The organism is Spiroplasma endosymbiont of Dactylopius coccus (genome assembly GCF_977110965.1).
This window is the reverse complement of the sequence record NZ_OZ373019.1, coordinates 900818-925825: the sequence shown is the minus strand read 5'-3', so window position 1 is coordinate 925825 and position 25008 is coordinate 900818. Positions and strand designations below refer to the sequence as shown.

Here is a 25008-nt window from a genome sequence, read left to right as displayed (position 1 = left end):
AAATTCACCCTTACATTTAGCAATTATGAAACAATATATTGTAGACTGAAAACTTGGAGGAGAGTTTAAAAATATAGGAAAGCAACTAATTAATAATTCACAAGTTAATCCCAATTTAGTAAATTTGCAAAATGAAACTCCATTTTGCAAATTATTAATACAAGAAATTAATAAAGCTGATACATACCCGACAAATGAAGAAATTCGTGAATTAGTTAATGATTTTCAAAATAATTCTCATTTTAATATTAATAGTGTTAATAATAAAAAACAAAATCTTTTACATATTATTGCTAAAGAAGGTAATAAAACTGATTTTAGAATTAATTTTGCTATCACTAAAAAAACTAATTTTTATCAAATAGATGATAATGGTAATATACCTTATGAAATAGCAATCCTAAACAACAATTTTGATATGTTAGAAATAATAGAAAATTACAAATATTTTGATATTAATACACCTATTGATAAGTTTAATAACACTATATTACATAGAGAAATTAGAAGTAATAATAAAAAAATTATAAGAATACTACTATTAAAAAATGAAAATGGTGATTTAGAAATTAATTTTGATATTAAAAATAAAAATAATAAAAAACCTTTTAAATTTGAAGATATGATACTTGATTGATTACATCAATTACCAAGAAATCAAAATCAAATTGAAATGATGATTATTGATTTTTTAATAACAAATGAATGTAATTATAATAATTATATAACTAGAGAAGGATTAACTTGATGAACTTTAGCTATTAAATATAATTTAAAAGAAGTTACTAATTATTTGGTTAATAATGTATTAACTGATATTAACAAAATAGATAGTAATCCTTTTAAAAATAAAAATTATCTTTTTGATAATGAGATAAAAGAAGAAGTAGATAGTATGTTAGACGATTTATCATATGTTGATTCAAAAATTATAACATCTATTAAAAAACTTCCAAATTGTCCTAATTTTAATGAATTACAAAAAGATGTTTTAGAACAACGAGTAACTGCTATCCATAATTTCAAAAAATATCAAACTGATCAAAATTTATCTGATAATGAAAAAGCAATTTTTAAGATATACCTAGATGCAATATTAGATGAAGATGATACAAATTGATCAGAAGAAAAGAAAACAGATTTTAATAAAGTAAAAGAATGATTAACAAAAGAAGAAGTTAACAAAGAAAAGCGTAAATTAGAAAATACAGAAAAAAATGATAACAAAAAAAGAAAAAAGTTATCAATTGCATAACTACTACTAAAACTTTTCTTAAAAATTAATATTTTAATAAAAATAACTGCAAAATAATAGAAAATAGTTTCCGTATTATTTATAAAAATAGATAAAAATTATTGTAAAGTTAATTAAATTTGTTAATATTGTTACGTTGTATAAATAAAAATATTTTTATTTTTCAAATATAAGGTAATGTTTAGTAATCTGTGTAACTTACAAAAATAACTATGTTTAATTAATTCTATAATAAACCTAGAAAGAGTGAATTACAGATGGCTAAAAAGCAAAATATTAATAATAATGATCCAATATCAAAAGCAGTAGATTTATTATTAGAAAATACTGAAGATTTAACAACAGTTTTTAAAGAGGGAGGTTTGTATAAAGAATTAACAAAAAGATTAGTAGAAAAAATGTTGAATTCTGAGATGCAAAATTATTTAGGATATGATAAGAATCAACATAGTAATAGTGACAATGCTCGTAATGGTATAAGTTCAAAAAAATTAATAACTCAACAAGGTAAAATTGAGATTGATGTACCACGAGATCGCAATAGTAATTTTAATCCTGTAATAATTGCAAAAAGACAAAGAAGATTTGATGGTTTTGATCAACAAGTTCTTTCTTTATATGCAAAAGGTATGACATTATCAGATATTAGAATGCAATTACAAGAGTTATATCATGGTGCTGATACTAGTGAAAGTGTTATTAGTCAAATTACTGATGATGTTATTGATGATGTAAAAGCATGGCAAAATCGACCATTAGATAGTATTTATCCGATTGTTTATTTTGATTGCATAGTAGTTAAAATACGACAAGATAAACGCATTATTAACAAATCTGTGTATATAGCTTTAGGAGTTGATTTAGAAGGTAAAAAAGATGTTTTAGGCTTATGAATTAGTGAAAATGAAGGTTCTAAATTTTGATTAGCCAATTTCACAGAAATGAAAAATCGAGGCTTAAATGATATTCTTATTGCTTGTAGTGATAATTTAACAGGAATGTCACAAGCAATACAATCAGTTTATCCTAAAACAGAACATCAATTATGCATCGTTCATCAAATTAGAAATAGTTTGAAATATGTCTCATATAAGCATAGAAAATGGTAATGTTTAGTAATCTGTGTAACTTACAAAAATAACTATGTTTAATTAATTCTATAATAAACCTAGAAAGAGTGAATTACAGATGACTAAAAAGCAAAATATTAATAATAATGATCCAATATCAAAAGCAGTAGATTTATTATTAGAAAATACTGAAGATTTAACAACAGTTTTTAAAGAGGGAGGTTTGTATAAAGAATTAACAAAAAGATTAGTAGAAAAAATGTTGAATTTTGAGATGCAAAATTATTTAGGATATGATAAGAATCAACATAGTAATAGTGACAATGCTCGTAATGGTATAAGTTCAAAAAAATTAATAACTCAACAAGGTAAAATTGAGATTGATGTACCACGAGATCGCAATAGTAATTTTAATCCTTTAATAATTGCAAAAAGACAAAGAAGATTTGATGGTGGAATGGCAACACTTTTTAGGACTATTTTTTGGTAGACACTTGTTCTTGATATTTGATAGGAGTTAAGTAGTTTAAATTGCTGTGGATTCTTATGTTGTTGTATCAATTGATATAATCAAATAATTCTAATTTTAATTGGATTAATGATGTAAAATTTTTATCATTAATAAATTCTGTTTTGAAAGTTTTAAAAGTTGCTTCAGCAACAGCATTATCATAAGGACAACCTTTTTTGCTTAAAGATCGAGTAATATTGAATGCTAATAAAAGATTATTAATAATTTTATTGTTAAATTCATTACCTCGATCACTATGAAATATTTGGATATCTTTTAAACAGCGATTTGATTGCATAAATGCTTGATATACTAGTAATGCATCTTTTTTAACTCCAACACTATGTCCAATAATTTCGCGGTTAAATAGGTCTATTAATAGGCAAATATAGTTTCATTTATCATTAACTTGAACGTAAGTTAAATCACTAACAATAACTTCATTTTTAACCCTATTATTAAAGTTTCTATTAACAAGATTGGTTATTTGACTATTATTGACTTTATTATGATGATTTTTGAATGATAATTTAGTGTATTTTGATATTAAATTATGCTTATTCATAATTTCTTTAATTTTTCTGCGTGATAAATAAATTTCTTGGTTTTCTAAAATTTTTTTTAATCTTCTAGTACCATAAACTTCTTTATTTTCTTTAAAAGCACTAATAACAGCTTCATCATACATATTATTTTTGATTTTATTTTCTTTTTTCTTTAAGTTAAAATAATATGTTGATTTAGATATTTTCAAAAAACGACACATTGTGCGAATTTTATATTTAACTTTATTTTTAGCAATAATTTCTACTTTCTGCCTATTATTAGTGCTGCTTGCTTTAAAATATCATTTTCCATTCTTAATTGTTTTAATTCTTTTCTTAATTTAATTAATTCATTTTCTTCAACAGAACGATTATCTTTAGTTTTAAAACTACCTGAATTAGTAAATTGCTTAATTCAATTATAAGTAGCTGCTCTTGTAACATTGTACTCTTTAGCAAGACAAGACACTGACTTACCGCTTTGATATAAAGCTACTATTTGTTTTTTAAATTCATCTGAATATGAGTTAATATTGGCCATAATTATACTTCCTTTCTTTTCACTAATTTGTTCACTTGTCTACGTAATTAGTGTCCAATAAAGTGTAACCCATCCAAAAGAAAAAGAGAATTAGCCAAATATGAAAATAAAATATTAAAAATAGAAAATATAAATAAAGATGTTATTTTGGAAATTTATGAAAGAATGTTTGAACAAGTAAAAGCTGAAATTAATTACTTACATAATGAACTAACTGAAGTTCAAAAAGAAATTGATATAAAAGACTGAAATATAGATAATTCTTTTCAATATAAATATGTAACACGATTATAAATAACTTATTTTAGGATTATAAAATAAATAAAATACTTTTTATTTTATAACAATAAATAAAATATTTGATTTATTAGTATTTTATTTCCAAAAATTTGAAAAACTTATCAAAAAAAATAGATTTTTCTGATAAATCAATATATAATTTATGAGATACGAAAGCAAGGAGGCAACAGACTATGGCAGTACCAGCAAGAAGAACGTCAAAAATGCGTAAAAATACACGTCGTGCCCATGATAGTTTATCTGCAACAACTACAACTAACTGTTTAAATTGTGGAGCAATTACTAAACCACATCATGCCTGTATGAAATGCAAGACATACAAAGGTGTAAGTATTACTAATCCATTACAAGCAGAAAAAACATCATCAACAGAAAAAAAATAAAATATGAATATATCTTATCTTAGATTACCTTCCTCTTATTTATTTAAAATAATATTTTAAATATTAGAGGTTTTTTACTTTACAAAATTATTTTATAATAGTTAATAATTTATTAAAATAGACACTATTTATTATTAGGAAGTGTAGAGTATGAAAAATAAGGGCTATTATGATTTATTATTAAAGATTAGTGATGATATTACTAATAATTTCCAAACATCACATATTAATGACGAAAAAGAATTAATTAAAGACATTGATCATTATTTAGTTAAACAATTAAATAATACTTTAATTGAACAATTAAAAAGGATTAAATCACCAGAAGCAAAAATTGATTTTTTAAATCAAATCATAAGTAATTTTACTACTAATAAATTTAGTAATAACATTTTATTACAAGTAAATGATAGTATAATTGATAATCCTTTAACTTCTAATATTAGATTAAGTGACAATTTTCTATTTACTAATGAAAACCAACAAGTATTAATTAATCATTTAAATCAGGAAATCAGAACTTGTGATGAAGTATACTTTATTTATCCTTTTATATCAAATTCAATTATAAATAAGTTACGTTCATCATTTACTTATGCTTTAAATCATAATATTACTATTAATTTTATTACTACTACTTTTGATGATATGGCTTTATTTGTTAATTTATATGCATTAGTTAAAATAATAAAAAAGTATCCTAATATTAAAGTTAAAGTTGAAAATAATTTAGAAAAACGTAGTGAAAGAATTCATATTAAAGCTGCCATCTTTAAACGAAATTCAGGTTTTTCTTCAGCAATAATTGGTTCATCAAATTTAACGCAAAAAGGTTTAGCTAGTGGTCGTGAATGAAATATTAAAATTAATGAATTTGATAATAAGCAACTATATCAAAATATTTTAAATCAGTATTATAAATTATGAAATGATAATTTAGTTGATTTAAATAATGAACAACAACGATTACAATTACTATCGCGAATTGAATATAATCGATTGCTTGTAAATAAAAAAGATGAACAATGATTAGCAACTAATTATTTTCTTTATGATTTTCAAATTGCCTTAATTAATAAATTAAAGTTAAGAAGAAAACTTAAAAAAACAAAACATTTAATTGTCATGGCAACAGGTGTTGGTAAAACAGTAGTATCTGCTTTTGACTATTTAAATCAAATCAAAGAAAATAATAATCAAAAACCTTCAATTTTATTTTTAGCACATCAAAGAGAAATTATTGAACAAGCAATTATTACTTTTCGAAAAGTAATAAATGATAAAAAATTTGCAACTATTTTAAATAGTAAACAAAATAATTTTCAAGAACAATATTTATTTGCAACAGTACAAACTGTACATAGACATCTAAATAAGTTTAAACGTCAACAATTTGATATTATTATTTTTGATGAAGCTCATCATTTGGCTGCCAAAACTTTTCAGACAATTTTAAATTATTTTCATCCTAAACAAATTATTGGTTTAACAGCAACACCAGAACGAGAAGATAATAAAAACATTATTAATTATTTTGATAATGAGTTTGCACATGAATTACGATTGTGAGATGCAATTAATGAAAAACTTTTATCACCATTTGATTATTATTGTATTGATGACATTACTGCTGATTTAACTGGTATTGATTTAAATAATGATCAACAATTATTTAAAAAATTAAATACTGAAGCAAGAAATAAGTTATTATTAGATGTAATTAATGACTATATTGGATTTTATAGTAATCGGATTTGTTTAATTTTTTGTATTAATATTACTCATGCACAAATTGTTGCTAGATTTTTGCAAAATCAGGGCTTAAAAGCAGACTTTTTAACAAGTAAAAATCAAACTAATCGTAGTAAAATAATTAATGATTTTAAAAATAGAATTATTAATTATTTATGTGTAGTAAATATTTTTAATGAAGGAATTGATATTCCTGAAATTGATACTATTATTTTATTACGACCAACTAATTCAAAAACAGTATATTTGCAACAGTTAGGAAGAGGATTGAGAAAAACAGAAACTAAACATTGTTTAGAGGTTTATGATTTAATTGCTAATATTGATAAAAAATATGACATAACGATTGGTATTAAAAATCTTTCAAATTCACATATTATCAATGTTAATAAACAATTACCTAATAGTTTTAATTTACCTTATGGATGTACTATTACTTTAGAACCAAGAAGTCAAAACGTCATTTTAACTAATTTAAAGCAATGATATCAATCGCGAAAAAAAATTTATTTGGTAATTCAATCATACTATCAACTTTATAATGATAATGCTATTTTTAAAATATTAATTGATTATGATTTGACAATTCAAGAATTTTATAATTTTTTAAATGATTTTTATTTACGAATAGCAAAAAAAATAAAAAATTATCAAACCCATGATAATGATACTAATCGTAATCAAAATATCTTAAAACAATTCTTATTTTTAAATGATTATCAAATAGTTAATTATTTTTATTTAAGATTAAGTCAAGAATTAGATACTAAATTAATTAATTATCATTATGACAATTTATTAATAGCATCATTATTATATGAGGTTACAAGTAATAAAGTATTTAATCGTATTTTTCCAAATTTTAATGAAATACCATGTTTAGTTACAAATTTCATTGAAAATAACAAATTAGTTGTTAATGAACTAAAAATTATTCTTAAATATAAACTAGATTATGAAACATTATTACTCAATGAACATTTTAATCAAGATTACCCTTTATTATCTTATCAATCAACATTTACTGTGCATCAGGCACTATGTGCAATTAATCGTGTTAATTTTAATAAAAAACTTGGAGCTTTAAAAATTATTGCCTTTCAAGCAGGTCATTTGACATTTAATGAAAATAAATCAGTAATTTTTGCAGATATTGATGGAACAAATTATGGTAAATTAACTAGTTATAATAAATTAACAAAAGAATATTACTGATCAATACCAGAAAATAAAACGATTAATTCAAAATTAGTGAAAGATTTACAAAATAATAATATTGAAAAAATATTATTTTTAAATAATGATTGTAATAAAAAATTTAAAAATCTTGCTTTAAAGTTGTATGACTTTATTGGTATTGGTCAATATCAATTAACAATTAAAAGTGATTATATTACTATTAAATTTTTAATAGAATAAATAATATTTTATTTTTTTAATTTTATAAAAAAATTTTAAAAATTTTAATTTTAAAAAAATAATGCTTTTTTATGATAATTAGGTTGACAATAATTATGGCATGTTGTACTATTGTTATTGTCCCAAAAATAAATGGGTTACAAACTAGAAAAAACGATCTTTGAAAACTAAATAGAACAAGAATTAATCCGTCAATTTTTTATTAAAAATTAAATAAGTCAGACATCATCTTTTAACAAAAACAATTTTATTGAGAGTTTGATCCTGGCTCAGGATTAACGCTGGCGGCATGCCTAATACATGCAAGTCGAACGAAAGTAGCAATCTTTAGTGGCGAACGGGTGAGTAACACGTATCTAACCTACCATTTAGCGGGGAATAACTGTTGGAAACGACAGCTAATACCGCATATGTTATTTATTTGCAATGATAAAAAATGAAAGGAGCATTTGCTTCGCTAATTGATGGGGATGCGGCGCATTAACTAGTTGGTAAGGTAATGGCTTACCAAGGTAACGATGCGTAGCCGATCTGAGAGGATGAACGGCCACATTGGGACTGAGACACGGCCCAAACTTCTACGGAAGGCAGCAGTAGGGAATTTTTCACAATGGGCGAAAGCCTGATGGAGCAATGCCGCGTGACTGATGAAGGTCTTCGGATTGTAAAGGTCTGTTGTAAGGGAAGAAGTGCTAGAATAGGAAATGATTTTAGTATCGACCATACCTTACCAGAAAGCCACGGCTAACTATGTGCCAGCAGCCGCGGTAATACATAGGTGGCAAGCGTTATCCGGATTTATTGGGCGTAAAGCGTGCGTAGACGGTTTTGCAAGTCTGAGATTAAATTTAGGGGCTCAACCCCTAACCGCCTTGGAAACTACATTACTAGAGTATAGGAGAGGTTAGTGGAATTTCATGTGTAGCGGTGGAATGCGTAGATATATGAAGGAACACCAGTGGCGAAGGCGGCTAACTGGCCTATTACTGACGTTGTGGCACGAAAGCGTGGGGAGCAAATAGGATTAGATACCCTAGTAGTCCACGCCGTAAACGATGAGTACTAAGTGTTGCCATGAGGCAGTGCTGTAGCTAACGCATTAAGTACTCCGCCTGAGTAGTATGCTCGCAAGAGTGAAACTCAAAGGAATTGACGGGGACCCGCACAAGCGGTGGAGCATGTGGTTTAATTCGAAGCAACGCGAAAAACCTTACCAGGTCTTGACATACCTTGCGAAGCTATAGAGATATAGTAGAGATTAACAAGGATACAGGTGGTGCATGGTTGTCGTCAGTTCGTGTCGTGAGATGTTTGGTTAAGTTCAGCAACGAACGCAACCCTTGTCCTTAGTTGCCAGCATTAAGTTGGGGACTCTAAGGAGACTGCTAGTGTAAGCTAGAGGAAGGTGGGGACGACGTCAAATCATCATGCCCCTTATGACCTGGGCTACACACGTGCTACAATGGCTGATACAAAGAGTCGCTAAACCGCGAGGTCAAGCAAATCTCAAAAAGTCAGTCTCAGTCCGGATTGAAGTCTGCAACTCGACTTCATGAAGTCGGAATCGCTAGTAATCGCGAATCAGCAATGTCGCGGTGAATACGTTCTCGGGTCTTGTACACACCGCCCGTCAAACCACGAGAGTTGGCAATGCCAGAAGTCGGTGTCCTAACCGTAAGGAGGGAGCTGCCAAAGGCAGGGTTGATGATTGGGGTTAAGTCGTAACAAGGTATCCCTACCGGAAGGTGGGGATGGATCACCTCCTTTCTATGGAGTTTAGTTTCTAATAAGAAACCAAGACAACAAGAAAAAATAGATGGATGATTTATTGGATTACTTCTTTTGTTCTGTTTAGTTTTCAGGGATTGTTTTCTCTGAGCAATTGTTCTTTAAAAACTGGATAATAGACATCTTTTAAAAAAAATAAGATAATTTTTATCTTGCAATAGGATATTCTAAAAATAAATTATTAAGAGCGTATGGTGGATGCCTTGGAATTGGAAGACGATGAAGGACGCGATTACCTGCGATAAGCTTCGGGGAGCTGGAAATAAGCTTTGATCCGGAGATGTCCGAATGGGGAAACCCACTATCTTTAATAAGATAGTACTGTACAATGAATTCATAGTTGTGCAGAGTGATACCTAGAGAATTGAAACATCTTAGTACCTAGAGGAAAAGAAAGCGAATGCGATTCCCTTAGTAGCGGCGAGCGAAAAGGGAGCAGCCTAAACCAGTCGTCAGACTGGGGTTATAGGACTGTCTATTAGGTTCGACCTATGAAGAGTTACAAAATTTATATATAGCAGAAGTTGTTGGGAAGCAACGCCATAGATGGTGAAAGCCCAGTATGCGAAATGTATAAATCTCTTGACAGTATCCTGAGTACGGCGAGGCACGTGGAACCTTGTCGGAATTTGCGCAGACCACTGCGTAAGGCTAAATACTAACCAATTACCGATAGTGAACCAGTACCGTGAGGGAAAGGTGAAAAGTACCCCGAGAGGGGAGTGAAATAGTTTCTGAAACCATATGCTTACAACAAGTCGGAGCCCGTTAATGGGTGACGGCGTGCCTTTTGTAGAATGAGCCGGCGAGTTACGATTACATGCAAGGTTAAGTTGAAAAGACGGAGCCGAAGTGAAAGCGAGCCTGAATAGGGCGTTTAGTATGTGGTCGTAGACCCGAAACCAGGTGATCTAGCCATGAGCAGGTTGAAGTTAATGTAACAGTTAATGGAGGACCGAACCAACGTTCGTTGAAAAGACCGTGGATGACTTGTGGCTAGCGGTGAAATTCCAATCGAACCTGGAGATAGCTGGTTCTCCCCGATATAGTTTTAGGACTAGCGTCAGAATTAGTGCAATGGAGGTAAAGCTCTGAATGTATGATGGCCCCACCTCGGGGTACTGAATGCAATTAAACTGCGAATGCCATTGTTACATATCTGGCAGTCAGTCTATGGGTGATAAGGTCCATGGACGTGAGGGAAACAGCCCAGATCATCAGCTAAGGTCCCCAAATCAAATGCTAAGTGGAAAACGATGTGGAATTGTTCAGACAGCTAGGAGGTTGGCTTAGAAGCAGCCATCCTTTAAAGAGTGCGTAACAGCTCACTAGTCGAATGATTCTGCGCGGAAAATGTACCGGGGCTAAGCATTGTACCGAAGCTATGGGTCTATATATATATGTTTACATATATTGTGGGCGGTAGGGGAGCGTTCTAATCTGCGACGAAGTTAGACCGGAAGGACTAGTGGAGCGTTTAGAAGTGAGAATGCCGGCGTGAGTAACGATTGAAGGTGAGAATCCTTCATGCCGATTGACCAAGGTTTCCTGGGCTAGGTTCGTCCACCCAGGGTTAGTCAGGACCTAAGGCGAGGCCGAAAGGCGTAGTCGATGGATAACAGGTTGATATTCCTGTACCACCATGGTGACTGATGGAATGACGGAGAAGGCTAAAATGTCCCAGTGATTGGTAGTGCTGGGCTAAGTACAAAGAGGGTTGTGTAGGCAAATCCGCACAGCGTTAACCTTGAAGTACGATGGGGAGTGAACGGTTCGCTTAGTAACGAAGCATTTGATGCCATACTTCCAAGAAAAGTTTCTAAAGACATCACCATGGTGCCTGTACCGAGAACGGACACACGTGGTCAAGGAGAATATCCTAAGGCAAGCGAGATAACTATAGCTAAGGAACTCTGCAAAATAACCCCGTAAGTTAGCGAGAAGGGGAGCTCATAGCAATATGAGTCGCAGTGAAGAGGTCCGGGCGACTGTTTAGCAAAAACACAGCTCTCTGCTAAGTCGTAAGACGATGTATAGGGGGTGACGCCTGCCCAGTGCTGGAAGGTTAAAGAGATTTGTTAGCGTAAGCGAAGCTTTGAACTGAAGCCCCAGTGAACGGCGGCCGTAACTATAACGGTCCTAAGGTAGCGAAATTCCTTGTCAGGTAAGTTCTGACCCGCACGAAAGGCGTAACGATCCGGACGCTGTCTCGGCTATAGACTCGGTGAAATCTTAGTACCTGTGAAGATGCAGGTTACCCGCGATTAGACGGAAAGACCCCGTGGAGCTTTACTACAACTTGATATTGAATTTTGGTGTAGTTTGTACAGCATAGGTGGGAGACGTTGATATGCAGACGCTAGTAGGTATGGAGTCACCATTGGGATACCACCCTTGCTATATTGAAATTCTAACTTGAGACCATAATCTGGTCTAAGGACAGTGTCTGGTGGGTAGTTTGACTGGGGCGGTCGCCTCCTAAAAAGTAACGGAGGCGCCCAAAGGTACCCTCAATATGAATGGAAATCATATGTAGAGCGCAAAGGTAAAAGGGTGCTTGACTGCGAGACATACAAGTCGAGCAGGAACGAAAGTTGGGCTTAGTGATCCGGCGGTGCTGTGTGGAAAGGCCGTCGCTCAACGGATAAAAGTTACCCCGGGGATAACAGGCTAATCTCTCCCAATAGTTCATATAGACGGGGAGGTTTGGCACCTCGATGTCGGCTCATCGCATCCTGGAGGTGTAGTCGCTTCCAAGGGTTGGGCTGTTCGCCCATTAAAGCGGTACGCGAGCTGGGTTCAGAACGTCGTGAGACAGTTTGGTCCCTATCTGTCGTGGGCGCAAGAAATTTGAGGAAAGCTGTTCCTAGTACGAGAGGACCGGAATGGACCTACCTCTGGTGCACCAGTTGTCACGCCAGTGGCACAGCTGGGTAGCTATGTAGGGCATGAATAAGCGCTGAAAGCATCTAAGCGCGAAGTCAGTTCCAAGATGAGATTTCTCATTCGAAAGAAGTAAGATCCCTTGAATACTACAAGGTTGATAGGTCAGGTGTGTAAGCATAGTGATATGTTCAGCTTACTGATACTAATAGATCGAGGATTTATTGAAGAATATATTCTCTATTGCAAATCAAAAGTAATCAAATTTAAAGATGTCTGTTTCTAGTTTTTAGGGAGCAATTGCTAAACTATTTGGTGTCCATGGCGGAGTGGTCACACCTGTTCCCATATCGAACACAGCAGTTAAGCACTCCAGCGGCGAAAATACCAGCAATGGGAAAATAGCACGATGCCAAATTTTTTTATTGTGTTAATATTTAATTTAAAATTTAAATTTTTTTTATGTTAAGATTGAGAATATTAAAATGTAAAAAAGATTTTAAGAAAAAAGGAAAAAAAATGGATAAGGTTGAAAAGAAATTAGATAAAAAATTATACATTGGAGCTAAAATTGGATTCATAACAAATATTATAAGTATTATTTGAAGTGTAATTATTACAATTATTTTAGCTACAGCAAGTAGTGTTATTTTTAACAGTTTTACAAAATATGATCACACTTCATTAACATCAGGAGTTAGTACAGTATTTATTGTTGGATTGATTTTTGGACTTTTAATTGCTATTGGATTTTCAATTGCAATAATTATCATGTGCAATAACGTTTTAAAAGGAAATGCTAATAGTGGTTTAGCTGTTGGAATTGTAACTTTAGTTTTAGCAGGTTTTTCTTTAATAGCTATGTTTTCATCACATTTTAATTTTATTAGTGGTATTAATATTATTTTTTTAGGACTTAATATTGCTTCAGGTGTATTATTAATTATTGGTAAATATCTTCCAGTTACTAATAAACCAGAAGAAGTAGTTTCTATGGTAAATGAATAATTAAAAATATTTAATAAATTATATAAATAAGGCTTTTAATTTCTAAAGCCTTATTTTATTTTTTTATAATTTAAAACCATAAGGATAAGTAATGATTGGAAAATTTGGTTTATCATCATCATGCTTTTTTTTATATTGTATATTATTAATTCATAAATAAAGGTATTGTAAACCAATACTAATAATTAACAGAAAAATAATAGCAGTAATTAATACTCCTACACCATATTTTTGGTAGTTGAAAAAAAAGTAAGGATAACAAGTATTAATATTTTCTCCTTGTTTAACACGTAATACACCACGAACCATTACCATTACTACATAAAAACAAGGATAAAATAAAATAAATCACATATAAAGTTTATGATGATTTTTTAGTGAATAAAAATCACGTCCACATGATAAAGCAAAATTTAAAATCATAACAATTGGCATAATTAGATTTAGAATTATTGTTTTAAATCATAAATAAATATCAGTTCCATATTTACTTCTTTCTTGGCTATTACTAATGATACCTATTCAAAATACTAACATTGTAATTGTAATATAAATAGTAATGCTTAATAAAATATAAAAACTTGGTTTTGAGTTTCCTTTAAATTTACTTTCAAATAAAAAAGCAAATAAATAAATGAGTACTAAATAATTAGTTTGAGTTGTAAAATAAAAATAATAAATTGCTAATCTTTCAGTTGGTTTATCAACATTAGGAACAATGAAAGCATTGGGATAATTAATAGTAATTATTAAATCAAAAATTAAAAATAAAGAAATAATAAGTAGGCCAAATAAACGTCAAATAAATTTAATAAGATTTCTTTTTTTTAATCGGTATTCACTACTATTTTTTCAATTCATATTTTTTCTCCTATTTATATTAGAATTAAATTTAATTAAATTTCCTATCAAAAATTTAATTTTTTATTATGATTGAATATGCTACTTATTTAGTATATCAAGTTTTTCCTTATCACTATTAATATTTACTAACTGATTATTTAAAACACTTAATAAGTTAAAAAAAATTAACTTATTAATTATTTAATCTGTCATTATTTAGTGATAATTTCCTATTAGTTATCGAGTAAAAATTTCCCAAAAGTGAAGTTAAATATACTTGGTGATAAATATGGAAAGAAGCATGACTATGAAAGAAAAATATAAATATAAGAACCTGTTTGGAATCTTTTAAACATAATTAAACTAAAAAAGGGAATAATTATTTCTAACCTGACAGTTAATTAACATTTTATTTTCTTTGTCATTTTTTTGTTAAAAAGATTTTATCATTTGACAACTTATCGATTAAAAATTTATTTTTCAACTATAAAATAACATTTATGATATTAATTTAATCAAAAATAAGTTAAAAAAGATCCTAAACAGGTTCTAAGATTATAAACGACATTACTATTAAAAAATTATCTAAGCATCAAGCTAAAAGTAAACTTAACTTAACTATTAGAAGAATTAATCAATTAATTCAAATTTTTAATAGAGAAGGTAAAATTGGTTTTATTCATAAATCACGTAATAAAATTTCTAATAAAGCAACAAATATTAAAATTAAAAATGAAATTATAAACTTGTATAAAACCAAATATTATAATTTTAATTTTCAACATTTCCATGAGAAATTAATTAATGAAGAAAAAATTAAAATTTCATATAGCACACTTTATACTATATTAATTAAAGAAAAACTCACTTCACCAAAAAAACATAAAAATAAGAAAAATAACTTACATCCAACAAGAAATCGTAGAACAAATTTTGGTGAATTAATTCAAATGGATGCAAGTAATCATCATTGATTTGGTAATGATAAACCAAAAGCATTTTTACATGCTGCAATTGATGATGCTACAAGCAATATTGTCGGGCTATGATTTGATCATCAAGAAACATTAGATGGTTATTATAATGTCTTTTATCAAATTTTAACTAAATATGGCATACCAAAAGCATTTTATACTGATAACAGAACAGTTTTTGGATATAAGAACCTGTTTGGAATCTTTTAAACATAATTAAACTAAAAAAGGGAATAATTATTTCTAACCTGACAGTTAATTAACATTTTATTTTCTTTGTCATTTTTTTGTTAAAAAGATTTTATCATTTGACAACTTATCGATTAAAAATTTATTTTTCAACTATAAAATAACATTTATGATATTAATTTAATCAAAAATAAGTTAAAAAAGATCCTAAACAGGTTCTAAGAAAAAAATCGATGCGGGTAAAATAAACACAGAAAATGACACTTATACTCAATTTCAAAAATGCTGTAATGATTTGGGTGCTGAAATAATTAGAACTTCAATTCCACAAGCTAAAGGTCGAATTGAACGCTTATTTGGAACACTTCAAAGTCGATTAATTAGCGAACTAAGACTTAATAAAATTAAAACTTTAGAAGAAGCTAATCAATTTCTTAAAACGTACATAAACTTTTTTAATAAAAAGTTTGCTTTTCCTATTGATGATAATAAATCTGCTATGATTAAAGCTCCTACACAAGAAGAAATAAATATTTATCTTTCAAGATTTTCTAAAAGAAAAACAGATAGTGGTTCAACTATAACATATTATAGTAAAAAATATTTTCCTTATAAAAATAACAAAGTTCAATATATACAACCTAGAACTGATGTAATTGTACTTAAATCATTTATTAATGACTTATATCTTAGTTACAATAATCAAATGTATGAACTAAAAGAAATAGCTTTAAAACCAATTATCAAAGAAAATTTAATAAAAACTAAAAAAGTTTATATACCCAATAAAAATCATCCTTGAAGATATGGATATTAATAATTCCTAATTAAAGTTATATAAGATTTACATTTTGTGAATACTAAACCATATAAATTTTTAAATCATTTGTATATGAGCAAATTTGGTGACCTAAAATTGATTTTAAATATAAAAGAAATTGTAATTGCAATCTATCGTTTTTACATTTGTGGTAAGTTTGATTTATTCGGATTTATTAATAAATTATTTAAAGTTGCATTATTAATTTTATTAACATCTATATTTATTTCACTATTTGATTTTCTTATATATAATTCTTTTACTTTTTTAATATTTCCAAAAAATTCTTTTGATATTTTTATAAAAAAATCATTTTTTTCTTTAATTATTTTATTTTTATCAATTTTTCCAAAAGTAAATTGGATGGGTTGTTACACTTTATTGGACACTAATTACGTAGACAAGTGAACAAATTAGTGAAAAGAAAGGAAGTATAATTATGGCCAATATTAACTCATATTCAGATGAATTTAAAAAACAAATAGTAGCTTTATATCAAAGCGGTAAGTCAGTGTCTTGTCTTGCTAAAGAGTACAATGTTACAAGAGCAGCTACTTATAATTGAATTAAGCAATTTACTAATTCAGGTAGTTTTAAAACTAAAGATAATCGTTCTGTTGAAGAAAATGAATTAATTAAATTAAGAAAAGAATTAAAACAATTAAGAATGGAAAATGATATTTTAAAGCAAGCAGCACTAATAATAGGCAAAAAGTAGAAATTATTGCTAAAAATAAAGTTAAATATAAAATTCGCACAATGTGTCGTTTTTTGAAAATATCTAAATCAACATATTATTTTAACTTAAAGAAAAAAGAAAATAAAATCAAAAATAATATGTATGATGAAGCTGTTATTAGTGCTTTTAAAGAAAATAAAGAAGTTTATGGTACTAGAAGATTAAAAAAAATTTTAGAAAACCAAGAAATTTATTTATCAAGAAGAAAAATTAAAGAAATTATGAATAAGCATAATTTAATATCAAAATACACTAAATTATCATTCAAAAATCATCATAATAAAGTCAATAATAGTCAAATAACCAATCTTGTTAATAGAAACTTTAATAATAGGGTTAAAAATGAAGTTATTGTTAGTGATTTAACTTACGTTCAAGTTAATGGTAAATGAAACTATATTTGCCTATTAATAGACCTATTTAACCGCGAAATTATTGGACATAGTGTTGGAGTTAAAAAAATGCATTACTAGTATATCAAGCATTTATGCAATCAAATCGCTGTTTAAAAGATATCCAAATATTTCATAGTGATCGAGGTAATGAATTTAACAATAAAATTATTAATAATCTTTTATTAGCATTCAATATTACTCGATCTTTAAGCAAAAAAGGTTGTCCTTATGATAATGCTGTTGCTGAAGCAACTTTTAAAACTTTCAAAACTGAATTTATTAATGATAAAAATTTTACATCATTAATCCAATTAAAATTAGAATTATTTGATTATATCAATTGATACAACAACATAAGAATCCACAGCACTTTAAACTACTTAACTCCTATCAAATATCAAGAACAAGTGTCTACCAAAAAATAGTCCTAAAAAGTGTTGCCATTCCACTTTTGTTTTTTTAAATTTTCATTAATATCAACAATAGTAGTTTGAGCTAAATTAACTCTATTACTAATAATTTCTGGAGTAAATTGATTTTTATCAATGATTATTTTTATCAATTCTTTATTAATTCATTCATATTCTTCTTGTAAATTTTTATTCATTTTTTCATCCTTTCAAAATAAAAACTCATTTACTTTGAAATTAAAGCAATGAGTTAAAAACTTATATTAAGTTTAATTAAATTATACAAAAAAATCCTATATTAAAAACAGGAATTAAAATTTTAAAGGTTATTTGGAATTTGTGTTTATTTAACAGTGTAACTTTCCAAAATAATTTAATTTTTTGATAAATATTTTTAGGAAATTTTCATTCGATATTGACAACACAAAACAAAAATGATACTTAATTAATATTATTTTTTTATTGAAAAGTAACCAATTAATAATTGCATTTTTTAATCAAACAAGTTAAGATTACTTATGGTAAATGTTATGCCCACGTAGCTCAGTGGATAGAGCACCGCCCTTCTAAGGCGGGGGTCAGAAGTTCGAATCTTCTCGTGGGCGCCATTAAATTTTAAAATACTAAGAAGGTTTAACTAAATAATGATAAATCATGACAATTATTATCAAGACATTATTGGTAAAATTAACCACCTCATTAGTGAAAATAAATGAGATCAAGCAATGAAGTTGGTCAAACATGAATTAGAGATGCCTTATATTCCTATTCATCATGAAATTACATTACAAGAGTTACATCATAATATTACTACTCATATTAGATTAAATAGTAAAAATGAAAGTCATGAGTGAAATTTAGAGAGAATAAGTCGTGTATTAATGAATCCATTTGATGAAGATCTTCATCCGGTGGCATTTTATTATTTACAAAGTCATAATGCTAGGTTAATTTTGCCAACAATTAAGATTTATCTTACAAATAAAAATATAAATAATATAAATAAAACACAACTATTACTTATATTAAATAATCAAGGTATTGATGAAGAAATAGAAGTAATAAAAGGTCATGATACATTTAAAATTAATCCAAAAAAAATAACACAATGACAGGAATCACTCGTTTATTTAAAAATTACAAAAATATTTGAAGATGAAGTTCATATTGATAATCCAGGTATTTATGGTATTTGCTTGTTTTTATTGGATAGTTATTTTGAGAATTTGTTTCCAACATTACCTAATAAAAATCAAGCAGCAGCATTAGCAGCTGCTTTGTATATTCGTGCTTGTAGTTTCCAGTTTATTAGTGTAAAATTGGTAGAAAGTGCTAAAAAATTTAAAACTACTACTACTTTAATAAAAAAATACTTAAGTATTATGATTCAACAACAAATTACATAAGGAGAGATTTGAAAAATGACATTAAATATTATAAAAGATGAAAAAAATGGTCTTGGAAAATGACATGTTACCATTGATACTAAAACTTGAAAAGATCAATTGGCAAAAGCTGAAAATAAATTGATTGCACAAGTAGAAATTCCTGGATTTCGTAAAGGAAAAGTTCCTACTAAAATGGCTAAAAAACATGTAACTGAAGAACAAACTTTACAAACAGCAACTAAAGCAGTTATTACTATTGCTTATGATTTTGCCTTAAAACAAAAACCTAATTTAATGCCTACTAATCAACCCGAAGTTAATGTGGAAAAATCTACTATTAAAGAGTGTGAAATAATGTTTGTATTTGATTTACCAGCAGAAATTACTATTGGTAAATATCGTGGTATTGATATAGTAAAACCTGTAGCAACTGTTAATCAAGAAGAAATTGATACTCAAATTAAACTATTACAAGATCGTTTTGCTATTTTTAATCCAAAAGAAAAAGGAAAATTAGAAAAAGATGATACTGCAGTTTTTAATTTCACTGGTTTTTTAGACGGTAAAAAATTCCCTGACGGTGAAGCTAAAAATATGGAATTAGAAATTGGTTCTGGTAAATTTATTCCTGGTTTTGAAGAAGGAATGATCGGTATGGAACCTAAATCTAAAAAAACTATTGAAGTAACTTTCCCAAAAGATTATCATGTTCCAAATTTAAAAGGTCAATTAATACAATTTGAAATTGAATTAAACGAAATAAAAACAAAAGTTATTAATGAAGATTTAGAAGAATTAGTAAAAGATGTTAACATTCCAGATGTTACTACTACTGAACAATTATTAGAAAATATTAAAAAACAAATTGAAGTACAAAAAACAATGACAATTAAGGAACAATTTATGGAAGAACTTATTGCTAAAATTGTTAAAGATTCAAAAATAATAATTCCAAGTTTTGCTGTTAAAAATGAAACTGAACGTTTAGAAAATGAATTTAAAAAACAATTAGCTAATCAAAACTTTACAATTGAAAACTATATGGCAGCAACTGGTTTATCTCATGAAGAAATTATTAATGAAATAAAAAAGGATGCAATTATGCAACTTCAGAATTTTTTAGTTATTGAAGAAATTATTAAACAAGAAAAAATAGAAATTACCGAAGAAGAAGTTCAAAAACAATTAACAACATTTGCCGACCAATTTAAAATAAGCATTGAAGAAGTTAAAGCAAATATTAAAGATTTAAGTTTAGTTACTATTACCCTAAAACGTAATAAAGCCTTTGATTTATTATGAGAAAGTAACGGTAAAAACCAAAAGCAAACAACAAGTGCTTAATTTAATTTGATAATTATTATATAACCTAATTACCAATTTAATAATTAGGTTATTTTATCGTTTATTTTTTTCAAAAAGTAAAAAATATCAAAAAAAAAATAAATGTAATAAAATACTACTAGTATAAATTAAATATGAATTAATAAGTGCTGCTGTAATAGTATAGTATAAATCAAAAATTAGAAATTTTAGCAATTAACTATTGCAATTGCTAATGTTTTATATTATAATCCAGTTAATACATTATTTGAGGTGAGACAATGAAGATAAAAAATATTACTAATATTCCAGTACTAGTAACAAGAGGAAGTTTTGTTTTCCCAACAGTTGAAATAGAACTAGAAGTTGGCAGACATAAATCAGTAGCGGCAATTAATGAATCGGTAGCTAAGTTTAATTCAGAAATTATTTTAGTTTCGCAAAAGGATCCGAAAGTAGATAATCCGCAATTAAGTGAAGTCTACAATCATGGTACTTTGTGTAAAGTGCAAATTCAAAAAAGTCATAATGATGGTACACTTACCGTATCTTTTTATGGACAACAAAGAGTTAAAGTTTCTAAGTTTTATGATGATAAATTTTATACAGGAGATGCTGAAACTTTAGTTAGTCCTAATGTTTCAAAATCATTAGAAGAAGAGTTGATTCAAAGAATTGTAAATAATTTACAACAGATTTTAGATGTTCATGGTTCAATTCCACAAGGTGTAATTAGTCAAATCACCGATGGAATGAAAGCTAGTGAAATTATTGATAAAATGGCTCAATTTTTACCATTTTTAACTATTAATAAACGCCAAGAAATTTTACAAGAAACTGATATTAATAAACGTTTAGATTTATTATTGAAAGATGTTGGTGGTCAAAAACAAGTTGGTGCCATTGAAAAGGATTTAACAGCTAAAATTAAAGATCGTATTGATGAACAACAACGTGAATATTATTTACGAGAAAGATTGCGTGCTATTAAAGAAGAATTAGGCGAAATTGATGGTAAGTCTAATGAAATGAAACGTTATTTAGAACGCTTAGAAACAGAAGAGTTTCCTGAAGCAATCAAAACGCGTGTTAAAGAAGAAATTAGTCGTTATGAAGATATGCCGCAAGCTTCAAGTGAATCAAATATAATTCGTACATACATTGATTGAATGATGACTTTACCTTGATTTCAAAAAAGTGAAGAAAAATTTGATTTAATTAATGCAAAAAAAATTCTTGATAAATATCACTATGGTTTAGAAAAAGTTAAAGAAAGAATTATTGAATATCTTGCTGTTAAAAAAATGGCTAAGGCAATGCCAGGACAAATTATTTGTTTAGTTGGCCCTCCTGGTGTTGGTAAGACTTCTTTAGCTAAATCAATTGCTGAAGCGATGGGGCGTACTTTCGTTAAAGTTTCACTTGGTGGAGTTAAAGATGAATCTGAAATTCGTGGTCATCGTAAAACTTATATTGGTGCGATGCCAGGAAGAATTATCCAAGGTATGAAACGTGCTAAAGTTATTAATCCATTATTTTTATTAGATGAAATTGATAAAATGTCATCTGATTATCGTGGTGATCCAGCTAGTGCTATGTTAGAAGTATTAGATCCTGAACAAAATGCTAATTTTTCAGATCATTATATTGAAGAAAATTATGATTTATCACAAGTTATGTTTCTAGCAACAGCTAATTATATGGAAGGTATCCCTGAACCATTAAAAGATCGAATGGAAATTATTGAACTTTCTTCATATACAGAATTAGAAAAACTTGAAATTGCAAAAAAATATTTAATTCCTCGTGTTATTGAAATTACTGGTTTAAATAATAAAATGTTAAAATTTAAACCAAATTCAATTGAAGAAATAATTAAATATTATACAAGAGAATCAGGTGTTCGACAGTTAGAAAGATTATTAAATAAAATTGCTCGTAAATTTATTGTTAAACTTTTAAATAAAAAAATTAGTACTGAAGAAATTGTTGCTGATAATGTTAAAGATTATTTAGGAAAACAAATTTTCGATTATACTAAAAAAGAAAATGAATCACAAATTGGAGTGGTAACTGGTCTTGCTTATACTCAATATGGTGGTGATATCTTACCAATTGAAGTAAACTACTTTAAAGGAAAAGGTAATTTGGTATTAACTGGTAAATTAGGTGAGGTCATGAAAGAATCTGCTACTATTGCTTTAGATTATATTAAAGCAAATGCTATTACTTTCAATATTCCTGATACTTTCTTTGCAGAACATGATATTCATATCCATGTTCCTGAAGGAGCAGTGCCAAAGGATGGTCCAAGTGCTGGTATTACTTTAACAACTGCAATTATTTCTGCTCTGACAAGTAGACCTGTATCAAAAGATATTGGTATGACAGGTGAAATTACACTTCGTGGTCATGTATTACCAATTGGTGGATTAAAAGAAAAATCAATTTCTGCTCATCGTAGTGGACTAAAAACAATTTTAATTCCAAAAGCTAATATAAAAGACTTAGAAGATATTCCAGAAGAAGTAAAGAAAAAATTAAATATTGTTTCAGTTGAATTTTATTCTGAAGTATATGATTTTATTTTTAATAAACATAAAGCAAAAATTCACTCACCTATTAATAATGTTAAACCAACTTCAAGTATTATTGATGAAGGTTAAAATCTAATTAAATTATTAATAACTATAACTTTAAAAAAAGTAAATACTAAAAACAAGTATTTACTTTTTTTATATAAATTTTTTTATATTTGTGATAAATTTGATTTACTTTTATTTGTTACAGAAAAATTAATTTCTGAATTTACATTATTAATTATATTTTTTTTGTTAATTCGTAATATTAGTTCATTTATTTTTACTAAATTTTGTTGTTTAATTTCTTTGATTTTTGTTAAAATAGTTATTTTTGTTTCTATTTTTTTATTTCAATTAAATAATCCAATAGTAAGTACTTTTATTTTTTTATTTATTTTTTTATTATTTAATTTTTTTGATAGGTTATTTATTGAATTTATAAAATTATTTTCTAATTTTTTTAAAGATTCTAAAGTTTTTATTTTTTTATTTAAAAATTGATGATGATTTTGAGTATTTTTTTATTATTTTGTCAAAAGTCAAAAATATCATTGTAATCTTTACTATAAGTTTCAATTGGAAAATGTAAATAAAGATTAATAATATGATAATTATCTGCTATAAAGTTAACTTCTCTTTCTAAATCATTAATATCCATTTTTAATGTCTCCTCTTTTAAAAAATAAAAAACCCTTTACTTTTAAAATAAAGTAATGGGTTAAAACTTTGATCAAGTAATAGGGACTACGTCCCTCGCCACTACGTGGCTCACCCAAATTATAGTCCAGTAGGTTCACTGGGACTATAATCATTTTTATTTATCTTTATTTTTAGGTTTATCTTTCTTTTTTAAAATATTATCCAATTTATCTAAACCAGCAGATTTAATATCACTATAAGTCATATCAATGCTACTTGCCTCTTTAAGGTATTTCTTAGAACCTGTTTGGAATCTTTTAAACATAATTAAACTAAAAAAGGGAATAATTATTTCTAACCTGACAGTTAATTAACATTTTATTTTCTTTGTCATTTTTTTGTTAAAAAGATTTTATCATTTGACAACTTATCGATTAAAAATTTATTTTTCAACTATAAAATAACATTTATGATATTAATTTAATCAAAAATAAGTTAAAAAAGATCCTAAACAGGTTCTTAGGTGACAATTCACTTTTAAGTTCATGTACATAATGTAAAGCCCTAGAATTGTACTTCTTTAACCAATGTCTAGGAAAAAATAAAGTCATAGCCATTGCTTCACCACTATAACTTGTAGGCATAATACCTCTTTTAATCATTTTCTTTGTTCTACGACGTGAAAACACTACTTTATTATAATCCTCATATTCGTATATAAATTAATATTAAACACAACAAAAAATAAAAAAACACGCATTCTTTTGACTTGAACAACATACTCTACTTTTTCTCTTGCTTGTACTGGTATTCTATTAGGATGTTGTTCAATCAAATACATTGTACCATTAAACATATGACCTATTAACTTACAAAATTGTCCTAAACTTTCTTGTTGATTTTTAAACTGCATTCCTAAATCATTAGAATTTATCTTTAATGCTAATTCATCTAAAATTATTAAATCTTGTTCTTCAAAAGCATAATTACTTGCTAACTGATTAAAAGTAAAAACATCATTATAATTAACCAAATAAGAATAACCTTTTTTTAATTTAATAGGAAAAGGACTAACTACTCGTTTTTTATGAGAACAAGCAAGAGCAGGTTTACCAGTACGTGGTGGTGCTGAAATAATATAACTACCTACACGTTTTAAAATTTTAACATTACGAATAGTTATACAAATTGGATAAATAATTATAATCAAACCTATAACTAATAACACATAACCATATCAAGGCATTATTT

Annotated in this window: 16 protein-coding genes, 1 tRNA gene, 3 rRNA genes and 5 pseudogenes; 18 read left to right on the top strand and 7 right to left on the bottom strand. The window is 27.6% G+C overall.

The window, feature by feature from the left end:
• The first annotated feature begins 25 nt into the window (after positions 1-25).
• The 3 genes and pseudogenes from ACXUB0_RS05795 to ACXUB0_RS05785 all read left to right on the top strand — a co-directional run.
• A complete protein-coding gene (locus ACXUB0_RS05795) occupies positions 26-1255 on the top strand; it encodes a hypothetical protein (RefSeq protein WP_458258069.1) in 1230 nt (409 codons plus the stop codon).
• Positions 1256-1512: 257 nt separating this feature from the next.
• Positions 1513-2358 (top strand): annotated as a pseudogene (locus ACXUB0_RS05790) (IS256 family transposase); the annotation flags it as partial.
• Positions 2359-2443: 85 nt separating this feature from the next.
• Positions 2444-2779: pseudogene (locus tag ACXUB0_RS05785) on the top strand (transposase); the annotation flags it as partial.
• Positions 2780-2801: 22 nt separating this feature from the next.
• Here the strand turns inward: ACXUB0_RS05785 and ACXUB0_RS05780 are convergent.
• Positions 2802-3922 (bottom strand): IS3 family transposase gene (locus tag ACXUB0_RS05780; RefSeq protein WP_458258068.1). Its coding sequence is split into 2 segments (ribosomal slippage): positions 2802-3679 and positions 3679-3922, totalling 1122 coding nucleotides; the frame shifts between segments, so codons are not numbered across the junction.
• A gap of 147 nt (positions 3923-4069) precedes the next feature.
• On the opposite strand from ACXUB0_RS05780, the gene ACXUB0_RS05775 reads away from it, so the two are divergent.
• The 7 genes from ACXUB0_RS05775 to ACXUB0_RS05745 all read left to right on the top strand — a co-directional run bounded on the left by ACXUB0_RS05775 (position 4070) and on the right by ACXUB0_RS05745 (position 13455).
• A complete protein-coding gene (locus ACXUB0_RS05775) occupies positions 4070-4216 on the top strand; it encodes a hypothetical protein (RefSeq protein WP_338959612.1) in 147 nt (48 codons plus the stop codon).
• Between the two features lie 179 nt (positions 4217-4395).
• Positions 4396-4605, top strand: coding sequence for a 50S ribosomal protein L32 (gene rpmF / locus ACXUB0_RS05770; protein WP_281747878.1), 210 nt, complete (start codon positions 4396-4398; stop codon positions 4603-4605).
• A 150-nt stretch (positions 4606-4755) separates the two neighbouring features.
• Positions 4756-7776 carry a DEAD/DEAH box helicase family protein gene (locus tag ACXUB0_RS05765; protein WP_252320813.1) on the top strand — a complete coding sequence of 1007 codons (3021 nt, stop codon included), beginning with the start codon at positions 4756-4758 and terminating at the stop codon, positions 7774-7776.
• Between the two features lie 246 nt (positions 7777-8022).
• Positions 8023-9543, top strand: a 16S ribosomal RNA gene (locus tag ACXUB0_RS05760).
• A 192-nt stretch (positions 9544-9735) separates the two neighbouring features.
• Positions 9736-12676 (top strand): 23S ribosomal RNA (locus ACXUB0_RS05755).
• 82 nt (positions 12677-12758) lie between these two features.
• Positions 12759-12865: ribosomal RNA gene (gene rrf, locus ACXUB0_RS05750) — 5S ribosomal RNA — on the top strand.
• The 16S, 23S and 5S rRNA genes sit together here, the layout of an rRNA operon.
• Positions 12866-12966: 101 nt before the next feature.
• Positions 12967-13455, top strand: a complete 489-nt coding sequence (locus ACXUB0_RS05745; protein ID WP_458258067.1) for a hypothetical protein — start codon at positions 12967-12969, stop codon at positions 13453-13455.
• A 63-nt stretch (positions 13456-13518) separates the two neighbouring features.
• Here ACXUB0_RS05745 and ACXUB0_RS05740 read toward each other — a convergent pair whose 3' ends face one another.
• The gene (locus tag ACXUB0_RS05740; RefSeq protein ID WP_458258066.1) at positions 13519-14316 is read right to left on the bottom strand and encodes a Pr6Pr family membrane protein; all 798 of its coding nucleotides are present in this window, start codon (positions 14314-14316) and stop codon (positions 13519-13521) included.
• 536 nt (positions 14317-14852) lie between these two features.
• Between ACXUB0_RS05740 and ACXUB0_RS05735 the strand changes: the two are divergent.
• The 4 genes and pseudogenes from ACXUB0_RS05735 to ACXUB0_RS05720 all read left to right on the top strand — a co-directional run.
• Positions 14853-15458: pseudogene (locus tag ACXUB0_RS05735) on the top strand (ISNCY family transposase); the annotation flags it as partial.
• A gap of 217 nt (positions 15459-15675) precedes the next feature.
• Positions 15676-16278 (top strand): annotated as a pseudogene (locus tag ACXUB0_RS05730) (ISNCY family transposase); the annotation flags it as partial.
• A gap of 75 nt (positions 16279-16353) precedes the next feature.
• Positions 16354-16698 (top strand): hypothetical protein, encoded by a 345-nt coding sequence (locus ACXUB0_RS05725; protein WP_458258065.1) that lies wholly within the window; start codon positions 16354-16356, stop codon positions 16696-16698.
• A 22-nt stretch (positions 16699-16720) separates the two neighbouring features.
• A pseudogene (locus ACXUB0_RS05720) lies at positions 16721-17840 on the top strand (IS3 family transposase).
• A 2-nt stretch (positions 17841-17842) separates the two neighbouring features.
• Here the strand turns inward: ACXUB0_RS05720 and ACXUB0_RS05715 are convergent.
• Positions 17843-18022: a hypothetical protein gene (locus tag ACXUB0_RS05715; protein ID WP_458258064.1), complete on the bottom strand. Its 180-nt coding sequence runs from the start codon at positions 18020-18022 to the stop codon at positions 17843-17845.
• A 335-nt stretch (positions 18023-18357) separates the two neighbouring features.
• On the opposite strand from ACXUB0_RS05715, the gene ACXUB0_RS05710 reads away from it, so the two are divergent.
• The 4 genes from ACXUB0_RS05710 to lon all read left to right on the top strand — a co-directional run bounded on the left by ACXUB0_RS05710 (position 18358) and on the right by lon (position 23202).
• Positions 18358-18433, top strand: a tRNA-Arg gene (locus ACXUB0_RS05710).
• Between the two features lie 36 nt (positions 18434-18469).
• Positions 18470-19231, top strand: coding sequence for a DUF3196 family protein (locus ACXUB0_RS05705; RefSeq protein ID WP_458258063.1), 762 nt, complete (start codon positions 18470-18472; stop codon positions 19229-19231).
• A gap of 15 nt (positions 19232-19246) precedes the next feature.
• Positions 19247-20557: a trigger factor gene (tig, locus tag ACXUB0_RS05700; RefSeq protein WP_458258062.1), complete on the top strand. Its 1311-nt coding sequence runs from the start codon at positions 19247-19249 to the stop codon at positions 20555-20557.
• Between the two features lie 260 nt (positions 20558-20817).
• Positions 20818-23202, top strand: coding sequence for an endopeptidase La (gene lon / locus ACXUB0_RS05695; RefSeq protein WP_458258061.1), 2385 nt, complete (start codon positions 20818-20820; stop codon positions 23200-23202).
• Positions 23203-23608: 406 nt separating this feature from the next.
• Here lon and ACXUB0_RS05690 read toward each other — a convergent pair whose 3' ends face one another.
• From ACXUB0_RS05690 to ACXUB0_RS05675, 4 genes are all read right to left on the bottom strand, one after another.
• Positions 23609-23776, bottom strand: coding sequence for a hypothetical protein (locus ACXUB0_RS05690; RefSeq protein ID WP_458258060.1), 168 nt, complete (start codon positions 23774-23776; stop codon positions 23609-23611).
• A gap of 156 nt (positions 23777-23932) precedes the next feature.
• Positions 23933-24082 carry a hypothetical protein gene (locus ACXUB0_RS05685; RefSeq protein ID WP_458258059.1) on the bottom strand — a complete coding sequence of 50 codons (150 nt, stop codon included), beginning with the start codon at positions 24080-24082 and terminating at the stop codon, positions 23933-23935.
• Positions 24083-24224: 142 nt separating this feature from the next.
• On the bottom strand, positions 24225-24419 hold the full coding sequence (locus ACXUB0_RS05680) for a hypothetical protein (protein WP_458258058.1): 195 nt from the start codon (positions 24417-24419) through the stop codon (positions 24225-24227).
• Between the two features lie 26 nt (positions 24420-24445).
• Positions 24446-25003: a hypothetical protein gene (locus tag ACXUB0_RS05675; protein WP_458258057.1), complete on the bottom strand. Its 558-nt coding sequence runs from the start codon at positions 25001-25003 to the stop codon at positions 24446-24448.
• Between the last annotated feature and the right edge of the window lie 5 nt (positions 25004-25008).